This window comes from Cohnella sp. GbtcB17 (assembly GCF_019091135.1).
Taxonomy (GTDB): Bacteria; Bacillota; Bacilli; order Paenibacillales; family Paenibacillaceae; genus Cohnella.
This window is the reverse complement of the sequence record NZ_JAGXJW010000002.1, coordinates 107,793-125,211: the sequence shown is the minus strand read 5'-3', so window position 1 is coordinate 125,211 and position 17,419 is coordinate 107,793. Positions and strand designations below refer to the sequence as shown.

The 17,419-nt window shown below is 61.4% G+C and carries 7 protein-coding genes and 1 pseudogene; 5 read left to right on the top strand and 3 right to left on the bottom strand.

The window, feature by feature from the left end; genetic code table 11:
- The first annotated feature begins 536 nt into the window (after window positions 1-536).
- From KVT38_RS01300 to KVT38_RS01290, 3 genes are all read left to right on the top strand, one after another.
- A complete protein-coding gene (locus KVT38_RS01300) occupies window positions 537-5,480 on the top strand; it encodes an endo-1,4-beta-xylanase (protein ID WP_217591874.1) in 4,944 nt (1,647 codons plus the stop codon).
- Window positions 5,481-6,406: 926 nt separating this feature from the next.
- Window positions 6,407-7,150: a C40 family peptidase gene (locus tag KVT38_RS01295; protein ID WP_217591873.1), complete on the top strand. Its 744-nt coding sequence runs from the start codon at window positions 6,407-6,409 to the stop codon at window positions 7,148-7,150.
- Window positions 7,151-7,296: 146 nt separating this feature from the next.
- Window positions 7,297-8,307: a CapA family protein gene (locus KVT38_RS01290; RefSeq protein ID WP_217591872.1), complete on the top strand. Its 1,011-nt coding sequence runs from the start codon at window positions 7,297-7,299 to the stop codon at window positions 8,305-8,307.
- Window positions 8,308-8,380: 73 nt separating this feature from the next.
- Here the strand turns inward: KVT38_RS01290 and KVT38_RS34595 are convergent, their stop codons facing one another.
- The 3 genes and pseudogenes from KVT38_RS34595 to KVT38_RS01280 all read right to left on the bottom strand — a co-directional run bounded on the left by KVT38_RS34595 (window position 8,381) and on the right by KVT38_RS01280 (window position 13,948).
- On the bottom strand, window positions 8,381-9,961 hold the full coding sequence (locus KVT38_RS34595; protein WP_254638904.1) for an SDR family oxidoreductase: 1,581 nt from the start codon (window positions 9,959-9,961) through the stop codon (window positions 8,381-8,383).
- Window positions 9,950-11,851, bottom strand: a pseudogene (locus KVT38_RS34590) (non-ribosomal peptide synthetase); the annotation flags it as partial. The gene KVT38_RS34595 and the pseudogene KVT38_RS34590, both read right to left, overlap by 12 nt.
- Window positions 11,852-12,196: 345 nt before the next feature.
- The gene (locus tag KVT38_RS01280; protein WP_217591871.1) at window positions 12,197-13,948 is read right to left on the bottom strand and encodes a methyl-accepting chemotaxis protein; all 1,752 of its coding nucleotides are present in this window, start codon (window positions 13,946-13,948) and stop codon (window positions 12,197-12,199) included.
- A 373-nt stretch (window positions 13,949-14,321) separates the two neighbouring features.
- On the opposite strand from KVT38_RS01280, the gene KVT38_RS01275 reads away from it, so the two are divergent.
- Complete coding sequence (locus KVT38_RS01275; protein WP_217591870.1) at window positions 14,322-16,154, top strand: sensor histidine kinase; 1,833 nt, start codon at window positions 14,322-14,324, stop codon at window positions 16,152-16,154.
- On the top strand, window positions 16,135-17,286 hold the full coding sequence (locus KVT38_RS01270) for a response regulator (RefSeq protein ID WP_217591869.1): 1,152 nt from the start codon (window positions 16,135-16,137) through the stop codon (window positions 17,284-17,286). The genes KVT38_RS01275 and KVT38_RS01270 overlap by 20 nt, the downstream gene beginning before the upstream one ends.
- The last annotated feature ends 133 nt before the right edge of the window (window positions 17,287-17,419 follow it).

The following is a 17,419-nucleotide window of genomic DNA, read 5'->3' as shown; positions in this document are numbered from 1 at the left end:
CGCGTGGAAGCTGTAGCGAGGGACGGATTTGTTCCTATGTGGGACTACCGGCGGGAGGGAGTTAGGGTGAACAGGTGGTTTGTTCCTATGTGGGACTACATGCAGGTGGAAGCTGGAGCGAGGGGCTGATGAGTTCCTATGTGAGACTTCCTGCGTAGGGAGACTGCGGCGAGTGGTTGGTTTGTTCCTATGTGAGACTAACTGCGGGAGGGAGCTAGAGCGAGGGGCTGATGAGTTCCTATGTGAGACTACCTGTGTAGGGAGACTGCGGCAAGTGGTTGGTTTGTTCCTATGCGAGACTACCTGCGCGTGGAAGCTGGGGCACGATGCGAGTTTGCCATACCGATCGAATCTTTATTTTTTATAGTAAATACCATACTTTTCCGGGTACGACCGATTTGGCGGAAATTGCATAATGGAGAAACGCAAGCCGATTTAAGCGCTTACAATGTGTGCGGGCGCACGGAGCTGTGGACCGCTGGTCGCACCGTCTTGGCTTGCGAATCGGGGAACGACATTTAAGGGGGAAAACGTGGATGCGGAAAATAAGACTTAAAGCCGTCCTGGCCGCGATGCTGGGCATCGCCATTGCGGTGCCGACCGGCTGGGGCGCGGGCCAGGCGATCGCCGCGGCGGGGGATACGGTGATGAGCGCCAGCTTCGACACGGGCACGGACGGCTGGTTCAAGCGAGGCACCGAGACCGTCTCGCAGTCGACGGCGACCGCGCAAAGCGGGACGGGCAGCTTGCTCGCAACCGGACGAACTGCGACGTGGAACGGACCGGGCGTGGATGCGAGCGCACTGGTGCCCGGCGGCACGTATGACTTTTCCATCTACGCTAAATTAAAGGAAGATGTGCCGGCCGTCACGGCGACGGTCGAGCTGACGATCAATCAGCAAGGCCTCCCCGAAGGCGACGCGGGCGCTTATGCCAGGATCGACGCGAAGCCGGTTACCTCCGCGGACTGGGTGCTGCTCGAGGGCCGGATGACCGTGGACGCGCGCGCCTCCGGCTATCAGGTGTACGTCCAGTCCACCGACAATGCGACGGTCGACTACTATGTGGACACGTTTGCGGCGAAGCTCGTGTCGCTTCCTGACGAGGATCCGACGCCGTCCGATCCGGGACCGGTGTCCGGCGCGGTCGTGCTGGCGCAGAGCTTTGAGGACGGACAGACCGGCGGCTGGGAAAACTTGAGCTGGGGCGGCACGGGGACGATCGGCGTGTCAGCGGACACTGCATCGGACGGCACGCATTCGCTCAAGCTCGGCGCACGCGGCTCGCGGGCCAGCAGCCCGACGCTGAATCTGACGGGCGTCATGCAGTCAGGACGCACGTACGATCTGTCGCTCAAGGTGAAGCTCGGCGAAGGCGTCGATACGCTGCACCTGGCGTCCAAAGTCGTTTCGCCGCTGCTCGACAATCAATATCCGTGGCTGGCGGGCGACCGGGAAGTGCGCGCCGACGGCTGGACCTCCTTCGAAGTCAAAAATTACGAGGTGCCGGCGAACACGTCGGAGATGCGCATTTGGATCGAATCCGCGACCGGCTCGACTTCCGTGGCGGATATGTATATCGACGAAGTCCTCCTCAAGGACGTCACGCCTGACGAAGGCACGCCGGGAGAAGGCGAGCTGGATCAAAGCGGCGTGCTGGCGGACTTCGAAGACGGGCAGGGCAATTGGGTGCGCAGGTTCGGCGACGGCCAAATCGCCGTGACCGATGCCGCCAATCATACGGCGAGCGGCTCGCACAGCTTGCTCACGACAGTATCCCAGCAATACGACGGACCGCTGCTGGACGTGATGGGCAAGATTCACAAGGGCTACAAGTACAGCCTGTCGGCCTGGGTGCGGATGGCGGCGGGCCAATCGCCGACGGCGCTGCGGATCTCCGTGCAGTCCGGCGACAGCGCGTTCACGAATGTCTCCGCAAACGCAAACGTCACCGCGGACGACTGGGTGCAATTAAGCGGCACGATCACGGTCGCGACGACGCCGTCCGTGCTGCGGGCGTACGTCGAAGCGGCCGACAACATCGGCGAAGCCAGATCGTTTTACCTCGACGACTTCGCACTGACCTACGTCGGGCCGGTCGCCGGACCGCTGCCGATCCAGACGGACATCGATGCGCTGAAGGACGTCTACGCGGATTCGTTCAAGATCGGTGCGGCCGTGGAGCCGGCGCAGATCGAGGGCGACGCCAAGGCGCTGGTCGATTTTCACTACAGCTCCATCGTGGCAGAGAATTCTACGAAGCCGGGGTCGCTGAACCCTTCCGAGGGCGAATGGAATTGGGCATCGGCGGATAAGATCGCGCTGTACGCCAAGGATCACGGCCTGGACTTCCGCCTGCATACGCTCGCCTGGCACTCGCAGGCTGCCGAGTGGATGTTCAACGACGAAGCGGGCCAGCCGCTGGCCGCGACGCCGGAGAACAAGCAGCTCGTGCTGGACCGGCTGACGACTTATATCGAGACGGTGGCTCGGCATTTCAAGGCGCTGGGCGTACCGATTCAATCCGTCGACGTCGTGAACGAAGTGATCGACGAAGGCCAGCCGGACGGCATACGCAAGAGCGAGTGGTCCCGCCTGACCGGCACGGACTTCATCCGAACCGCGTTTATCGTCGCGCGCCGCGAGCTTCCGGACGCCAAGCTGTACATCAACGATTACAATACGCACGATCCGAAAAAACGCGATTTTCTCTACAATCTCGCCACCTCGCTCAGAGACGAGGGCGTGCCGATCGACGGCGTCGGCCATCAGACGCACATCAACATCAGCGGGCCGTCGGTGCAGCAGATCTCCGATTCGATCCGCAAGTTCGGCGAAGCCGGCTTCGACAACCAATTAACGGAGCTGGACGTGTCGGTGTATACGAACAACAGCACGAGCTACGAGCCGATCCCCGAGGACATTCTCGTCAAGCAGGGGTATCGCTTCAAGGAGCTGTTCAAGGAGCTGGTGCGGCTCGACGAAATGGGCAAGGCTGCCGGCAAGCCGGAAGGCTGGATCAGCAACGTAACGCTGTGGGGCGTCGCGGACGACTATACGTGGCTGCACAACCGCGGCACGACCCGCCAGGACGCGCCGTTTCCGTTCGACAAGCGTCATCAGGCCAAGTATGCGTATTGGGGCATGATCGAAGCGGTGAAGGCGCTCAATCCTTCTAAGCTGCCGCTCACGGCGAAGACGGCGGACACGGCGCAGGGTACTCCTGCAAGCGCCGCGGATAAGGCGTGGCAAACCGTGCCTGCGCTGCAGACCGAGAGCCTCGGCACGCTTGGGGCGCAGATGAAAACGCTGTGGGATGCGCAGCATCTGTATGTACGCGTGGCGGTTCGCGATCTTACCGATACCGAGACCGATCAGGTGGAGCTGTTCGTCGACGACGGCGGCATCCGCAAGCTGACCTTCCCGCGCCATCATGCGGACGTCGTCAAGACGACGGAGGGTTACGTCCTGCAAGCGGCGATTCCTGTCGTCGGCACGCTGGGCAAACAGGTGAAGTTCGACGTGCGCGTTACCGACAAGGGCATCAATGACGGCTCGGAGCAGGGCGGCAATGGGGTCATCGTCTCCTGGAGCGACCCGCGCGGCGCGCAGGACGGCGACAGCCAGGGCTACGGCGTGCTGACGTACATCGAAGCGACCCGCATCGGCACGGCCGTGCGCGGCACGCCCGTCATCGACGGCGAACCCGACGGCATCTGGTCCGCGGCGCCCGTCTACCGGACGGACGTCGTCGTCGAGCAGCAGGGAGGCGCGGGCGCCAAAGCCGAGTTCCGTACGCTATGGGACGCGCAGTACCTTTACGTGTACGCCGTCGTGACGGACAGCGCGCTGAGCGACGCGATAGCGAACGCCTGGGAGCAGGATTCGGTGGAAATTTTCGTCGATCAAAACAACGGCAAGACGGCCGCCTACGAAGACGATGACGGACAATATCGCATCAGCTACAAAAATGCAAAAACGGTCGGCGGGCATGCGCGGGACGACAACTATTCGTCGGCGACAAAGCTTGTGGACGGCGGCTATGCCGTGGAAGCGGCGATCGCGCTCGATACGATATCGCCCGCGGCAGGCCGTTTGATCGGCTTCGATCTTCAGGTCAACAACGATCAGGACGGCGGGGCGCGGGACAGCGTATTCACCTGGAACGACCCGACCGGACAATCCTATGCGAACGCGTCGCGCTTCGGCGTGCTGGAGCTCTCGGAAAACACGGGACCGAAGCCGGATGACGGCACGAACGGACCGGGACCCGGGACGAACTCGGGAACGCCGGCCGCCGCAGATTCGATCGCGGTGACGGTGGGCGCGGACGGCAAGGCGACGGCGAACGTAAGCGCCGCGGCGTTCGCGGCGGCGTTGAAGGAGACGAAGGACGGCGTCATCGGCTTCGCGATTCGAACGCAGGCGGATGTCAAAGGCATGACCGTCAAGCTGCCTCTTGCGCAGGTGAAAGCCGCCGATGGCGCAGGCATTAAACAGATTCGCGTCGATACGGGGATCGCAGTTCTGCTCCTTCCCATCGGGCTGTTCGAAGGGAGCGGATCGACCGGCGACGTCGAGTTGAGCGTGAGCCGCGCGGACGCCTCGGCGTTGACCGGGGAGACGCGTACGCGGATCGGCGACCGGCCGGTATACGACTTCGCGCTCAGCGCGGGCGGAGCGCGCATCGGTACGTTCGGCGCGGGCAAGACCGTTCGGGTATCCGTGCCGTATTCCCTGGAGCCCGGTGTTCATCCGGCGCAGGTCGTGATCTACGCGATCTCCGACGACAATCGGCTTGAATGGGTCAAGAACGGCCGCTACGATCCGGCCTCCGGCACGGCGACGTTCGATGCCGCTCACTTCAGCCTGTATGCGGCGGCGCCGTCTCAGGCGCGCTTCGCCGACGAAAGCCAGGTGGCATGGGCGACGGACAGCATTCTCGCGCTTTCGGCGCGCGGCGTCGTCTACGGGGTGAACGGCTCCGTCGGCGGCAATAGCCCTTCCGACGTCTACTTCGAGCCGAATCGCGCGGTCACGCGGGCCGAATTTGCGCAAATGCTCGTGCGCGCGCTCGATCTTACGCCTGGCGATGCGTCCGCGAGCCTGCCGTTCGCCGACATCGAAGCCGATGCCTGGTACGCCGGCGCCGCTGCGGCCGCTTATCGAGCGGGCATCGTACAGGGGAAAGGCGACGGCACCTTCGGCGGCCGGGAACGGATCAGCCGACAGGATATGGCGGTCATGACGTATCGGGCGCTGACGGCAGCCGGGATCGACCTTGGCGCGACGGTCGAGGCTGCAGCCGGCTTCGCGGACGCCGGCACGATCGCCGACTACGCGCGGGGAGCTGTCGCGGCGCTGCGGGAAGCTGGCATTGTTGGCGGCATGCCGGACGGAAGCTTTGCGCCGAACGGGACCGCCAACAGAGCACAGGCCGCGGTTCTGCTGGACCGGCTGCTTCAACAGCAATTGCGGTGACGGAGGCGGCGATGCCGCCCCGTCCGGCTAAAGCGCAATCGCTTCATTTTGCGACATCGAGGCACATAAGACCTCACGCCATCGGCGTGAGGTCTTTCCGCTATTCGCCAGTATCGCACCGCCCGTTCCGCCGCCACTAACCCGATTCCCAAGAATAGCGCAAACTCGCGCTATCCCTGCATACACCAAACCACCAACACTGCCGCCGCTAATCCGATTCCCAAGAATAGCGCAAAATCGCGCTATTCCCGCATGCACCAAACCACCAACACTGCCGCCGCTAATCCGACTCCCAAGAATAGCGCAAAATCGCGCTATTCCCGCATACACCAAACCGCCAACACTGCCTCCGCTAATCCGATTCCCCAAGAATAGCGCAAAATCGCGCTATCCTCGCATACACCAAACCACCCACACTGCCGCCGCTAATCCGATTCCCAAGAATAGCGCAAAATCGCGCTATTCCCGCATACACCAAACGACCAACACTGCCGCCGATAATCCGACTCCCAAGAATAGCGCAAAATCGCGCTATTCCCTCACGCACCAAATCACCCACTCCGCCGCCGCTAACCCGCTTCCCAAGAATAGCGCAAAATCGCGCTATTCCCTCACGCAGGCCGGTCGGCGCATCATCCCACCGGAAATGAAAGCGGAAATCAGCGCCTATATGAGATTGATATAGCGCACGCAGAGATGTCCGCAAGATGCTCGCACCACTTCTACAACGCGGAATGACTTTCTTGCATGAGAATGATTTGGATATGCAGGTAAGTTGGTGAGAAAATTCTCAACTTATTCTAATAATGAGGAAATGATCTGATTGCACGGCGATTTTTTCTCTTCGTGGGAAAGTCTGGGTTGTTTCAATTGTGATATCGTGGGTTCTGAGGCACGCACTTACATACATCTCGGGAGGAACTTACATGTCTACTACCAAGCCATTCCTGCGTCGGATTCTGTCTGTCGGCTTATGCGCCGCTATCGGGCTGGGGGTCGTCACGGCCGGACAAGCCGTTTCCGCGCCGAAGGCGTCCGCCGCCTCTTATTACGATACGAAAATCAAATACGGCGTCAACTTGCGCGTCAGCGCTTCATCCAGTTCGGGTGTCATCCGGATGATCGGCTCCGGCGAGTCGGTCCACGTCGTCGGTCAGGCGAACGCTTACTGGCTGCATGTCTTCGATCAAAAGGGCAATTCCGGTTATATATCGTCCAGCAGCAAATATACGAATTATGCAGGCGGCGGCAGCGGCGGTTCGGCTCCTTCCTCCGGCGGCGGCTCGAAAGCCGATCGGGTCGTCTCGATCGCCCAGAGCTATATGGGCCGCGTCAGCTATGACTACGGCACGCGAAATCCGTCCAAGCTCATCTTCGACTGCTCCGCGTTCACCCAATTCATCTTTGACAAGGTGGGCGTCAGCCTCAAGTGGGGCACGAAGTCGCAGAAGTCCGCCGGCTCCTTCGTGAGCAGAGGCAATTTGGCCAAGGGCGATCTCGTCTTCTTCGATACGATCGGCAGCAACAACGGCGTCATCAATCACGTGGGCATCTATATGGGAGGCGGCAAAGTCATCCACGATACGCCTTCCGTCGACGGACTACAGATCAGCTCGATCACGTCCGGCTTCTGGTCCACGCACTACGTAACCGCGCGCCGCGTCCTCTAAACGAGACTTTGCTTCCCGGGCCGACGTCCAATCGATCCTGCAAGCGTGGCAAACGTTTATGATGATCATATGTATAAAGAAACGATGCTGGATGCCCGTGCGACCTGCCGGCTTGGCAGGCCCCGGCGACAGGAGGGACTGCGAGCTTGCCTACGATTCGAATCGCCGCGGTCGGCGACCTGATGGTGAAGCGCTATATCATCTCCGACGCCAAAAGCGCCGACGGCGCATATAACTTCGACCCGTTGCTGGAAAAAGTCGCTCCTCTGCTGCAGGAGGCAGACCTGACGATCGGAAATCTCGAGACGACCTTCGCGGGGAAGACGGACGGGGTCAGGCGCAGATCGCATGGACCGTTGTTCAATTGTCCGGACGAACTGGCCCCGGCCTTAAAGAAAGCCGGCTTCGACGTACTGATCACGGCCAACAATCATTGCATGGACCACGGGTCGGCAGGCTTGCTGCGAACGCTTCGGGTGCTGGACCGCTGCGAGATCGGGCATACAGGCACCTTTTCCTCGGCGGCAGCATCGCGGGAGGCTTTGGTTCGCGATGTCAAAGGGGTTCGAGTCGGGATCCTATCTTATACGTCGGGTCTCAACGGTATTCCGCTGCCGCCCGGCCGCTCGTGGATGGTGAACCTGATCCGCCCGCCCAAGATGATCGAGGACATGCGCCGCTTGAAAAAGAGGGCGGACCTGGTCGTCGTGTGCATGCATTTCGGCCAGGAATACACCCATGTCCCCAACAAGAAGCAGCGGCAACTCGTGGACCTGCTGTTCCGGCACGGCGCGCATATCGTGCTCGGTTCGCATTCCCATGTCCTTCAGCCGCTGCGCGCGAGAGGGAGACGGCAGTTCGCGGCCTATTCTCTGGGCAATTTTATATCGACGAAATTAAAAGAAAACATCCATACCCAGTGCGGCGTCGTTCTGAATATCGACGTGGTCAAAAATGATAACGGAACCGTCGCCATTGCGAAGACAGCGGCCGTTCCGACGGTCGTCCGCCGCGTCCCGGCCGGACAACGCTTCCGAACGGAAGTCCTTCCCCTGCGCGATGCCCTGCGGGAGGGCGCCTCGGACGAAGCGGTGCGCAAAGCGTATCGGAGCATGCGGAACAGGGCGAGTAAGATCATCGGGCGCTCGTTGGCCTAGCGCAAGCAACGACAACAGGGGCTTCCCCGGGTCCAAGCGACCTGAGGGAAGCCCCTATTTTGAACTGTATTACTTAGCGGCGCTCCGCCCGCAGCAGCCTGTTCGGCGCCGGGAAATAACCGATCGAAACCGCATAATCGATCATCGAGCGAAGAAAACGCTCGTCGGCCGGCGCGCAGCGGATGTCCGTCCCTTCGAGGAACGAAGAGGTGGCCGTGCAGCCGTAGCGATAGTCGGAATCCTTGGCCCCGTCGCCCTCGAGCTGGGCGATCGCCAGCTGCATCGCTTCCGCGTCCTTGGGCGCCGTCGAGTCGAACAGCCAATTCGTGTATTCCGAGATATCGAGCGTCTCCACCGGATAGCCGAGCGCGCGCAGCATCTCGATCATCCGCTCGTAGTGAACGGGCGCCGGATTGCAGATGTGGAACAACTGTCCGGCGGTGTCGGGCCGCAGCGCCAGGTGGACGATCGAGCGGCCGGCATAGTCGATCGGGGTGAAGTCCACGTCCCAATTCGCCTTCGGCGCCTTGCCGAGCAGCAGCATCGCTTTGATCATCCGGTAGAACGCGTTGTTGTCGATGTTCTGCTGGAACCTCCCGCTCTCCGAATGGCAGGACAGATTGCCCGCCCGGTAAACGTTGACGGCCAGGCCGCGGTTCGCGGCGGCGAACAGCAGCTTTTCCGCTTCGAGCTTGCTCTGCGTATACAGGTTGCCCACCCGCAGTTCAGGATCGAACGCTGCGCGCGCGAGCTGCGCCTCCCATTGCCCGCTCAGCGCCAGATCTTCTGGGATGCCGAGCGTGGAAATGTGGTGGAATCTGACGTCGCGGTCCGATCCCTCGGCGAGCTCGATCAGATGACGGGTCGCGAGGACGTTCGACTTGTCGAATTGATCCGCGTCCCCGAAATGCCGCACGTCGGCCGCGCTGTGCAGGATGGCGTCCGTATTCGACCGAATGAACTGCGCATCCGCCTCCGACAGCCCCAGTCGGGGCTGAGACAAGTCTCCCTCGACGACATACACGCGTCCGTCCAGCAGATCGAGCGACGCAGGACCGAAGTAGTGCGCCATCGTCTTCTGGATTCTGAACTGGGCCGAGTCCGCGCCGCTCGCGCGCGCCAGGCAGATGACCCTGGCCTCGCTCTGGACGAGCAGCTCGTAGAGCAGGTAGGCGCCGAGATAGCCGGTCGCGCCGGTCAGCAACACGGCGGACGGCCGGTCGTGCCGCCGGTCACCCCGCTCCGCGGACGACGGTCCCAGACGGGCGGGATGCTCGTCCAGCGGGATCACTTCGCCTCCGGCATAAGCCTTGCGGGAGCTTGCGGCCCCGGAGCCCGCCCGATCCGCGCGCGCCGCCAGCTTTTCGATCGTCCTGCATTCGAAAAAGTCGTTGATGCCGATGTCCGGGAACCGCGGCTTGAGCAGGACGAGCACATGCATGATCGCCAGACTGTCGCCGCCGATCTCGAAGAAATCGTCGCGGATGCCGATTCTGCCGAGCTCCAGCGATTCCTGCCAGGCGGCCGCGATAGCCGCCTGGGTCTCATTGGCCGGCGGTGCGAATCCTTCGTCGTCTTGCTCCTGTTCCTCCTGCCGCACCTCGTAGCCGGCGAGCTTTTTGCGGTCGATTTTGCCGGTCGGCGAGAGCGGCATGTCGTCCAGCTGCACGACCAGCTTCGGCACGAAGTAGGAGGGGAGCTTGGCGCCGAGCAGCCGTTTGACGTCCGCGGCGGCCACACGCGCGCCGTCCTTGGAAGTGAAGAACCCGACAAGCATGTTCTGCCCGTCCTTTTCCTTCTTCGGCACGACGGCGATGTTCTGCACGTTCGGAATCTGGGCAAAAGCGTCCTCGATCTCGCCGATCTCGATCCGGTGTCCGCGAATCTTGATCTGCGAGTCGCGGCGGCCGACGTACTCGATCGTGCCGTCCGGCAGCAGCTTGGCGTAGTCCCCCGATTTGTAGATCAGGCTGCCCGGCTCGAACGGATTCGGGACGAACGCGTCCCTGGTTTTCTCGGCCTGGTTCAGATAGCCTTTGGCCAGTCCCACGGTCGAGATGAGCACCTCGCCATGGACGTTGACCGGACACAGACGGTTCTCCTCGTTGACGATGTAGACCTTGTAGTTGCCGATCGGCCGTCCGATCGGCACGTTCGCCAGATCGTCCGGGATGTAATCTTTGATCGTGTGGGTCGTCGTGCACACCGTGCATTCGGTCGGCCCGTACACGTTTACGATTGCGATGGCGTCCTTGAACTTGCGCTGGAAATTGCGCACCTGCTCACCGTACAACGCTTCGCCCGCTACCGTGATCAGGTGGACACGGGACAGCTTGCGATAGCCTTCGTCGGACAAATACGCGGACAGCTGATTAAAGAACACGGTCGGCAAAATGGCGACGATCGTCGTTCCCGTCCGCTCGACCGCCGAGGCGAATTCCTCGACAGACATCCGCTCGGCCGGGGACAGCAGGTACAGCTCGGCGCCGTAGAACAGCGCGCCGATCGTATCCCACACGGAGGCGTCGAAGCTGTACGTGGCGAATTGGGTCAGCACGTCATCCGGCCCGATACCGCAATCCTTGCGGACCGATTCGCCCAGGTTGACGACGCCTTCGTGCGCGATAAGCGCGCCCTCCGGCCGGCCGGTCGAGCCGGACGTCTAGATGACATAAGCGAGATCGTCCGGACCGACCTTCGCATCCGGATTGTCCGCGCCATCGTAGGCCGGGAATCCCGCTTCGACGTCGACGATCGCCTTGACCGACCCGATGCCCGCGCAGAGCCGCTCCGCGGCCGCCGCGTACTTGCCCTTCGTCAGGACGAACGCCGATCCCGTATCCTCCACGATATAACGGTTGCGCTCGTCGGGATGCTCCGGATCGACGGGGACGTACACGCCGCCCGCTTTCAGGATGCCGAGCAGGCTCACGATCAGCTCCGCGCTGCGCTCCATCAGTATCGTGACGAACTCGCCTTTTCGCAGGCCGCGGTCGATCAGCATCCGCGCCGTCCGGTTCGCCAGCTCGTTCAGCTGCCGGTACGTCCATTTGCCCTCGGCGGAGGAGACTGCCGTCTTGTCCGGATAAAGCGCTGCGGCCCGCTCGATCATGCCGTGAATCGTCGCGGTCCGATCGTACGCCGCTTCCGTCGCGTTCAGCGCGGCATAGACCGCGGTATCCTCCTCCGTCAGCAGGTCGACCCCCGCAAAGCTCGCGGACGGATCCGCAAGCGCGGCTTCCAGCAAGGCGACGTAATACCGGACGTATCGGCCGATCGTCGCATTGCGGAAAAGAGAGGTGTCGTACTCGACGATGACGGTCCAGCCGCCTTCGCGCTCGCGCAGCTGCCAGTTCAGCTGCTCGCGCTCCGCGCGAAGGGGGAAGCCGACGGAGAAGCGGGTCTCGCAGACACCATCGAATGGCAGCTCCGGCGAAATGAGGCTGCGGTGAACGGCGTCGCGCAGGTCGGCGAACGTCCGGGCCGCGGCCGCGTCGACGAACACCGGCACGTCGCCGGCAGCCGCGGCGATGCCGGCCGCCATCTCCCGCTCGCCCGACAGGCGGCAGATCCATGCGAAGTAGACGGCCGCCAGTAAGGCGATATCGCGATTTCCCTCCTTTTTCGATTCCCCGAGCCTCCGGGTTAATGATTCACTTAACGCATATTCGCTCGTATCGTAGGCGTAAGTCCGGCGATGACGGGGATAGTCCGTCGGCAGCAGAAGAACCGGCTGTTGCGATCCGCGCGCGAGGTTCAGTTCGGCGGCGGTACGATTGAAAGACATGTTGTTATTGCCTCCATTGCTAGAATGGAGACGCACCCCATCCCAGAGAATAGAGTGCGTCTCGGGTGGATCCGGGAGAGTGCGTATTGAAACTAACTTGAACTAAAGCTGCACCTTGAAGCGTTCGACCAGCTGCTGCAGCTCCGCGGACATGACCGCCAGACCCGTCGACGATTCGACGATGGCACGCATCGATTCCTTCTGGTCAGCGATCGACTCATTGATCTTGGCGCTGTTCGCCGCGGTCTTGCCTGCCGAGGCCGACAGCTCTGCGGAGGTCGCGGTGAGCTCTTCGGTGCCGGCCGACATTTGCTCGGTCGAGCTGGACACCTCCTGGATTTGAAGCGCGACGTTGTTCGTGGCGTTCAGGATGCCGCCGAACATCCGCTCCGCATCGGACGCGATCTCTTTCCCGATCCGGACTTCGTTTGTTCCTTGCTCCATGGCCAGCGCCGCGATGCCGATCTCGCTCTGAATTTCCTTGATGAGCTCGGTGATCTGATTGGCCGATTGGGCCGACATTTCCGCGAGCTTGCGTACTTCGTGCGCCACGACTGCGAAGCCTGCGCCGTACTCGCCGACGCGCGCCGCCTCGGTGGCCGCGGTCAGGGCCAGCAGGTTGGTCTGGGTCGAGATGCCGGTGATGATCGCGACGATATTTTCGATTTCCTGGGAGCGGCCCTCGAGGAGCTGGACCGCATTAGCCGTGCGGGTCACGAAGTCCTCGATTTGAACCATCTGGTCCGATACCTGCCTGACGACCTGATTGCCCTCGAGCGACAGCTTTTCCATCTCCGTCGCTTCGTCTGCGACTTTGGACGCGTTGGCCGCGATATTCTGGATGACGTTCGCCATCTCGGCCATCGCCTTCGCCCCGTCGCCAGCAGCCTGCTCCTGGGTCACGACGCTCACGGTAATTTCGCGCATGCTGGCCGTCATCGTTTCCATGCTGGCGTCGTTCTTTTCGGACACTTCATGCAGTGCTTTGGCCGAGGAAGTCAACGTGTGCGAGGTTTGCTGAACCTTCGCGATCGTGTCGTTGATCCGTGCGACCATGCCGTTGAACTTGTCGTTCAGCATGCCGAGATCGCTGCCGCCGGCCTTCAGCTTAACGTCCAGATTGCCCTGGCTCACTTGCTCGATGCCGCGCATCAATTCCTTGATCGGCTTCATCATCTTGCGGGCGACGATGAACTGAATCAGAAGAATGACGGCCAGCAGGATGAGCAGGATCGTAATGCCGTAGGTCAGCAGCTTGCCCAGGCCCTTGGAGACCGAACTGGCGTCCACGTCGACGGCGAAATAAGCGAACGTGCTCCCGTCGGCGTCCTTGATCGGGTAGGCGATCGTCGTCCAGGTGCCGAAGTCGTCGGAGTAAATGCTGGTAAAGGTAGGCTTGCCGCTATCCAGCATATGGGCGAGCGCATTGGCTACGATTTTCGGCTGCTCGTACATGTCGCCGACGTTCAGCTTCGCTTCTTCGAACGCCGTCACGAGACTGGTCGGCATCGCCGCGATCGACGTCTGGTTGCCGTTCGTCAGCTCCGTGCCGAAGACGTACGCCTGCGCGATGTTGGGGTTGTTTTTGTTGACCTGATCCAGATAAGCGGTAAGCTCCGTCTGAACGGGGTCCTTGTAGCTTTTTTCGCCCATCGCCTGCCGGATTTTTTGGGGCTCGATGCCCTTGGCCCAGTTTTCGGTGACGACCTTGATCTGACCGCGCAGCTGGTCGATCAGAATGTTTTTTTCGACGATGTATGCGGAGGTGATCAGCGCCGCTCCAATGAGAATGATGTTGATGAACGATAAAATTAAATTTTTGGAGAAAAAGGACATTCTAAGCAACTTCTTCACTAAGCTCCGCTCCTGTTGTATAATTTGCATCTAAACCGTTTCAGCATGTCGCCGCCCGTTGCCTTTAAGACCTGCGTCTTTGGTCTTGAAAGCCCTTCAAAAATTGGTTCTCGTGAATAAAACTCCCTCCTTAGTTAAAATTTTTACCTATCCATTATCGAACGATAGACGGCCGAAAGTAATAGATTACATAAAGATTTGTTTAATTTTTTAACACATTCCTTCCTTTTTCCTATGTAAATTGTTACATAAGTCCTATGTGTCCGAAAACGGCAAGCGGAGCCGGCTGACCGAATTTCCTTCGACAAGGAATCCGCCGATTTTTGTCGAATCCAAGTGTCCAAGAGGAAACGAAAGGGAGGCGAGAGGCGCGGTGGATACGAGGCAATGGATGTCGGTGCTGCTGTGTCTCGCTACGGCGTTTATGCTGTTCGTCGCTTGTCTTTCTTATCTGAAGCGGCAGCAGCCGATGGCCCGAACGATGATCTGGATGATGCTGACGGCTTCCTGCTACGCGATGGGCTACACGCTCGAGATCGTGAGCGAGAGCCTGCGCGAGGTGAAGCTGTCGTATCAGCTGGAATACGTCGGCATCCCGTTCGTGTCGGCCTTCTGGCTGCTGCTCGTGTTCCAGTTCACCGGGTTCGCGGCAAAGCGCCGGAGACAGGTCGCGATCGGCATTTTCCTCATCCCGACCGTCACCTTCCTGCTGCATCTGACCAACGACTGGCACCATCTCCTCTATCGCGCCTTCGTCCCGAATGCGGAAGGGCTCGTCCCCGTCTTCAACACGATAAAGGGTCCTTGGTATGCGGTCCACGCGATCTACAACTATACGATTCTGCTGTTCGGCATCCTGCTGTTTCTCCCGATGTACCTCAGAGCCGTCCCGATCGTCCGCAAACAGATCGTCGTGCTGATCGTGGGCGCGGCCGGTCCGATCCTGTTCAATATCGCCTACATGTTCAACAAGGAGATCGACTTTACGCCGCTCGGCTTCGCCTTGTCGGGGCTGGTGTACGCCTGGGGCATCTTCCGCTTCCGGCTGCTGCGGCTGACGCCGCTCGCCTATGCCAAGATGTTCGATACGATCCGGGACGGCGTCATCCTGCTGGATTACGACAATCAGATCGTGAGCCACAACGACGCGGCGACGGAGGCTTATCCCGGGCTGCTGCATGCGGCGAAGGAAGCATCGATACCGGCTCGCACGGTGCTTGGCGGGAACCCCGAGCTGCTGGACCGACTGGCGTCGGCGGCGCATCTGGACGAGCGCTTCCCGCTGGCGCGCGCGCTTGGGGACCGGACGCGGCACTATATTTGCAGCATCACGCACATCTACGACACCGGCACGGCTCCGATCGGGAAAATGATCCTGCTGAGCGACGTTACGGCGCTGCGCGAGAACGAGGAGCGGCTGCGGGAAAAGTCGGAGCGTCTGACGCAGCTGAACGCCTTCAAGGACAAGCTGTTCACCGTGATGGCCCATGACATCCGCGATCCGATCGCGCTGCTCGTCAGCCTGACGGAGATTCTGGAGGCGGAGTCGGCGGAGCAAGGCCAGGCGAAGGCCGAGGTGCTGCCGGAGATCAAGCGCCAGGTGCGCGGCACCTACCAGCTCGTGGACAACCTGCTCGATTGGTACCGCAGCCAGAACGGCACGATCGCCTTCCGCCCGCAAGCGTGGAATCTGCAGCAGGTCGTCCGGCAGGCGCTGTCGCTGGCCGGCGCGAGAGCCGCCGCCAAGCACATTCGCATCGCGGAGCGGGTCGACGACCGGCTGACCGTGAACGCGGACAAGGAGATGCTCGATCTCATCTTCCGCAATCTGCTGGCGAACGCGATCAAGTACACGGACGTCGGCGGGCAAATCGCGGTAGACGCGTCGCTTCGGGAAGGCGAGGTGAGCGTATCCGTGAGCGACGACGGAAGAGGCATCGACGAGGAGACGGCCAAGCTGCTCCGGCGCGACGAGATGTACTTCAAGGAGCCCGGCTTCGCAAGCGCGGGCGATGGTGGAGAGATGCGGTTCGGGCTCGTGCTCACCCGCGAATTTCTTCGCATGCACGGCGGCAGTCTCCGGTTCGAGAGCGAGGCGGGGCGGGGGACGACATTCCGGTTCACGCTGCCGGGCTATGCGGGCGGGGATGCTGCGACGGAAAAAGAGGGATGGGCGGTGAGCGCGTATGAAAGTGATGCTGGTTGACGACGAGCCGGTCATGCATCTTATTATGAGGAAAATGCTGGAGAAGTACGATGGGCTGGAGGTCGTCGGTACGTTCTCGGACGCCCCGACGGCGACCGCCTTTCTGAAGGAGCGGGAAGACGTCGATCTGGCGTTCGTCGACATCTCCATGCCCGGCGGCAGCGGCCTGTCCTTCGCCGCGCAGATGGACCGCGATGGCGGCGCGCCGCAGGTCGTGTTCGTCACGTCGCACAAGGACTACGCCGTGGAAGCGTTCGAGCTGTCCGCGCTCGATTATCTCGTGAAGCCGGTGACGCAGGAGCGTCTTGAGCGGACGGTCTACCGCGCGCTGGAGAGCCGCAAGGCGCTGGCACCAGCGAAGGCGGCGGACGCGCCGGCGCAGACCTGGGGCAGGGTGACCGTATCGGCGCTCGGGGATTTTGCCGTGCAGAGCGAGCGGGGGCGGGTGAAGTGGATGTCGGGCAAGAGCGCCGAGCTGTTCGCTTACCTGCTGCTGAGCCGCGGGAAGCGAATCTCCCGCCACCGGCTGATCGCCGAGATTTTCGCGGGCATGACGGTTTTGAACGCGGAGAAATATTTGAACACGGCGGTCTACCAGCTGCGCAAGTCGCTGGAGCCCCTCGGCCTGCGCGAGGCGGTCCGTTCGGAGAACGACGGGTACGTCCTGGAGCTGGACGAAGCGGTCGTCGACTTCGAGACGTTCGAACGGGAGACGGCCAGGCTCGGACGACTCCATGCCGGCAACGCGGCGGAAGCGCTGGATGTCGAACGGCTGTACACGGGCGACTTGTTCGGCGCCAAGGCTTATGTCTGGGCGGTCCGGCATACGGAGCAACTCGCGGAACGCTATGCGGCCTTCGTGCGGGCAGCAGCTGCCGGGCTGCTCGATTCGGGGGATACGGAGGCCGCCGCCAAGCTGCTGCACAAGCTGCACGCCCGCAACCCTTGGGATGAGGCCGCCGTCGCCCTGCTCATGCGCAAGCATGCGATGATGCGGGACAAGAAGGGACTGACCGCGCAGTATACCGACTACGTGAAGCTGCTGAGCCGCGAGCTCGGCATCAAGCCGTCCAAGGAGCTGCTGCTGCTCTACGATTCGCTCGTCAGCGGGCTCTCGGAGGGCGCCAACTAATATTTTCATAGAGGGGAAAAACGCCGCCGAGCCTTGATGCGAAGCGGTTTTTTGTCCGATTTTGACGAACTCTTTCATTATTCTTTTATTCGGGTCCCGTAGACTTAGCTCTAGAATGCTCGCCATCCGTCCG

Excerpts from the sequence above, each read along its gene's own strand:
- KVT38_RS01295 (WP_217591873.1), top strand. The coding sequence starts at position 6,407 with ATGTCTACTACCAAGCCATTCCTGCGTCGGATTCTGTCTGTCGGCTTA.
- KVT38_RS01270 (WP_217591869.1), top strand. The coding sequence starts at position 16,135 with ATGAAAGTGATGCTGGTTGACGACGAGCCGGTCATGCATCTTATTATG.
- KVT38_RS34595 (WP_254638904.1), bottom strand. The coding sequence starts at position 9,961 with ATGCCGCTCTCGCCGACCGGCAAAATCGACCGCAAAAAGCTCGCCGGC.
- KVT38_RS01300 (WP_217591874.1), top strand. The coding sequence starts at position 537 with ATGCGGAAAATAAGACTTAAAGCCGTCCTGGCCGCGATGCTGGGCATC.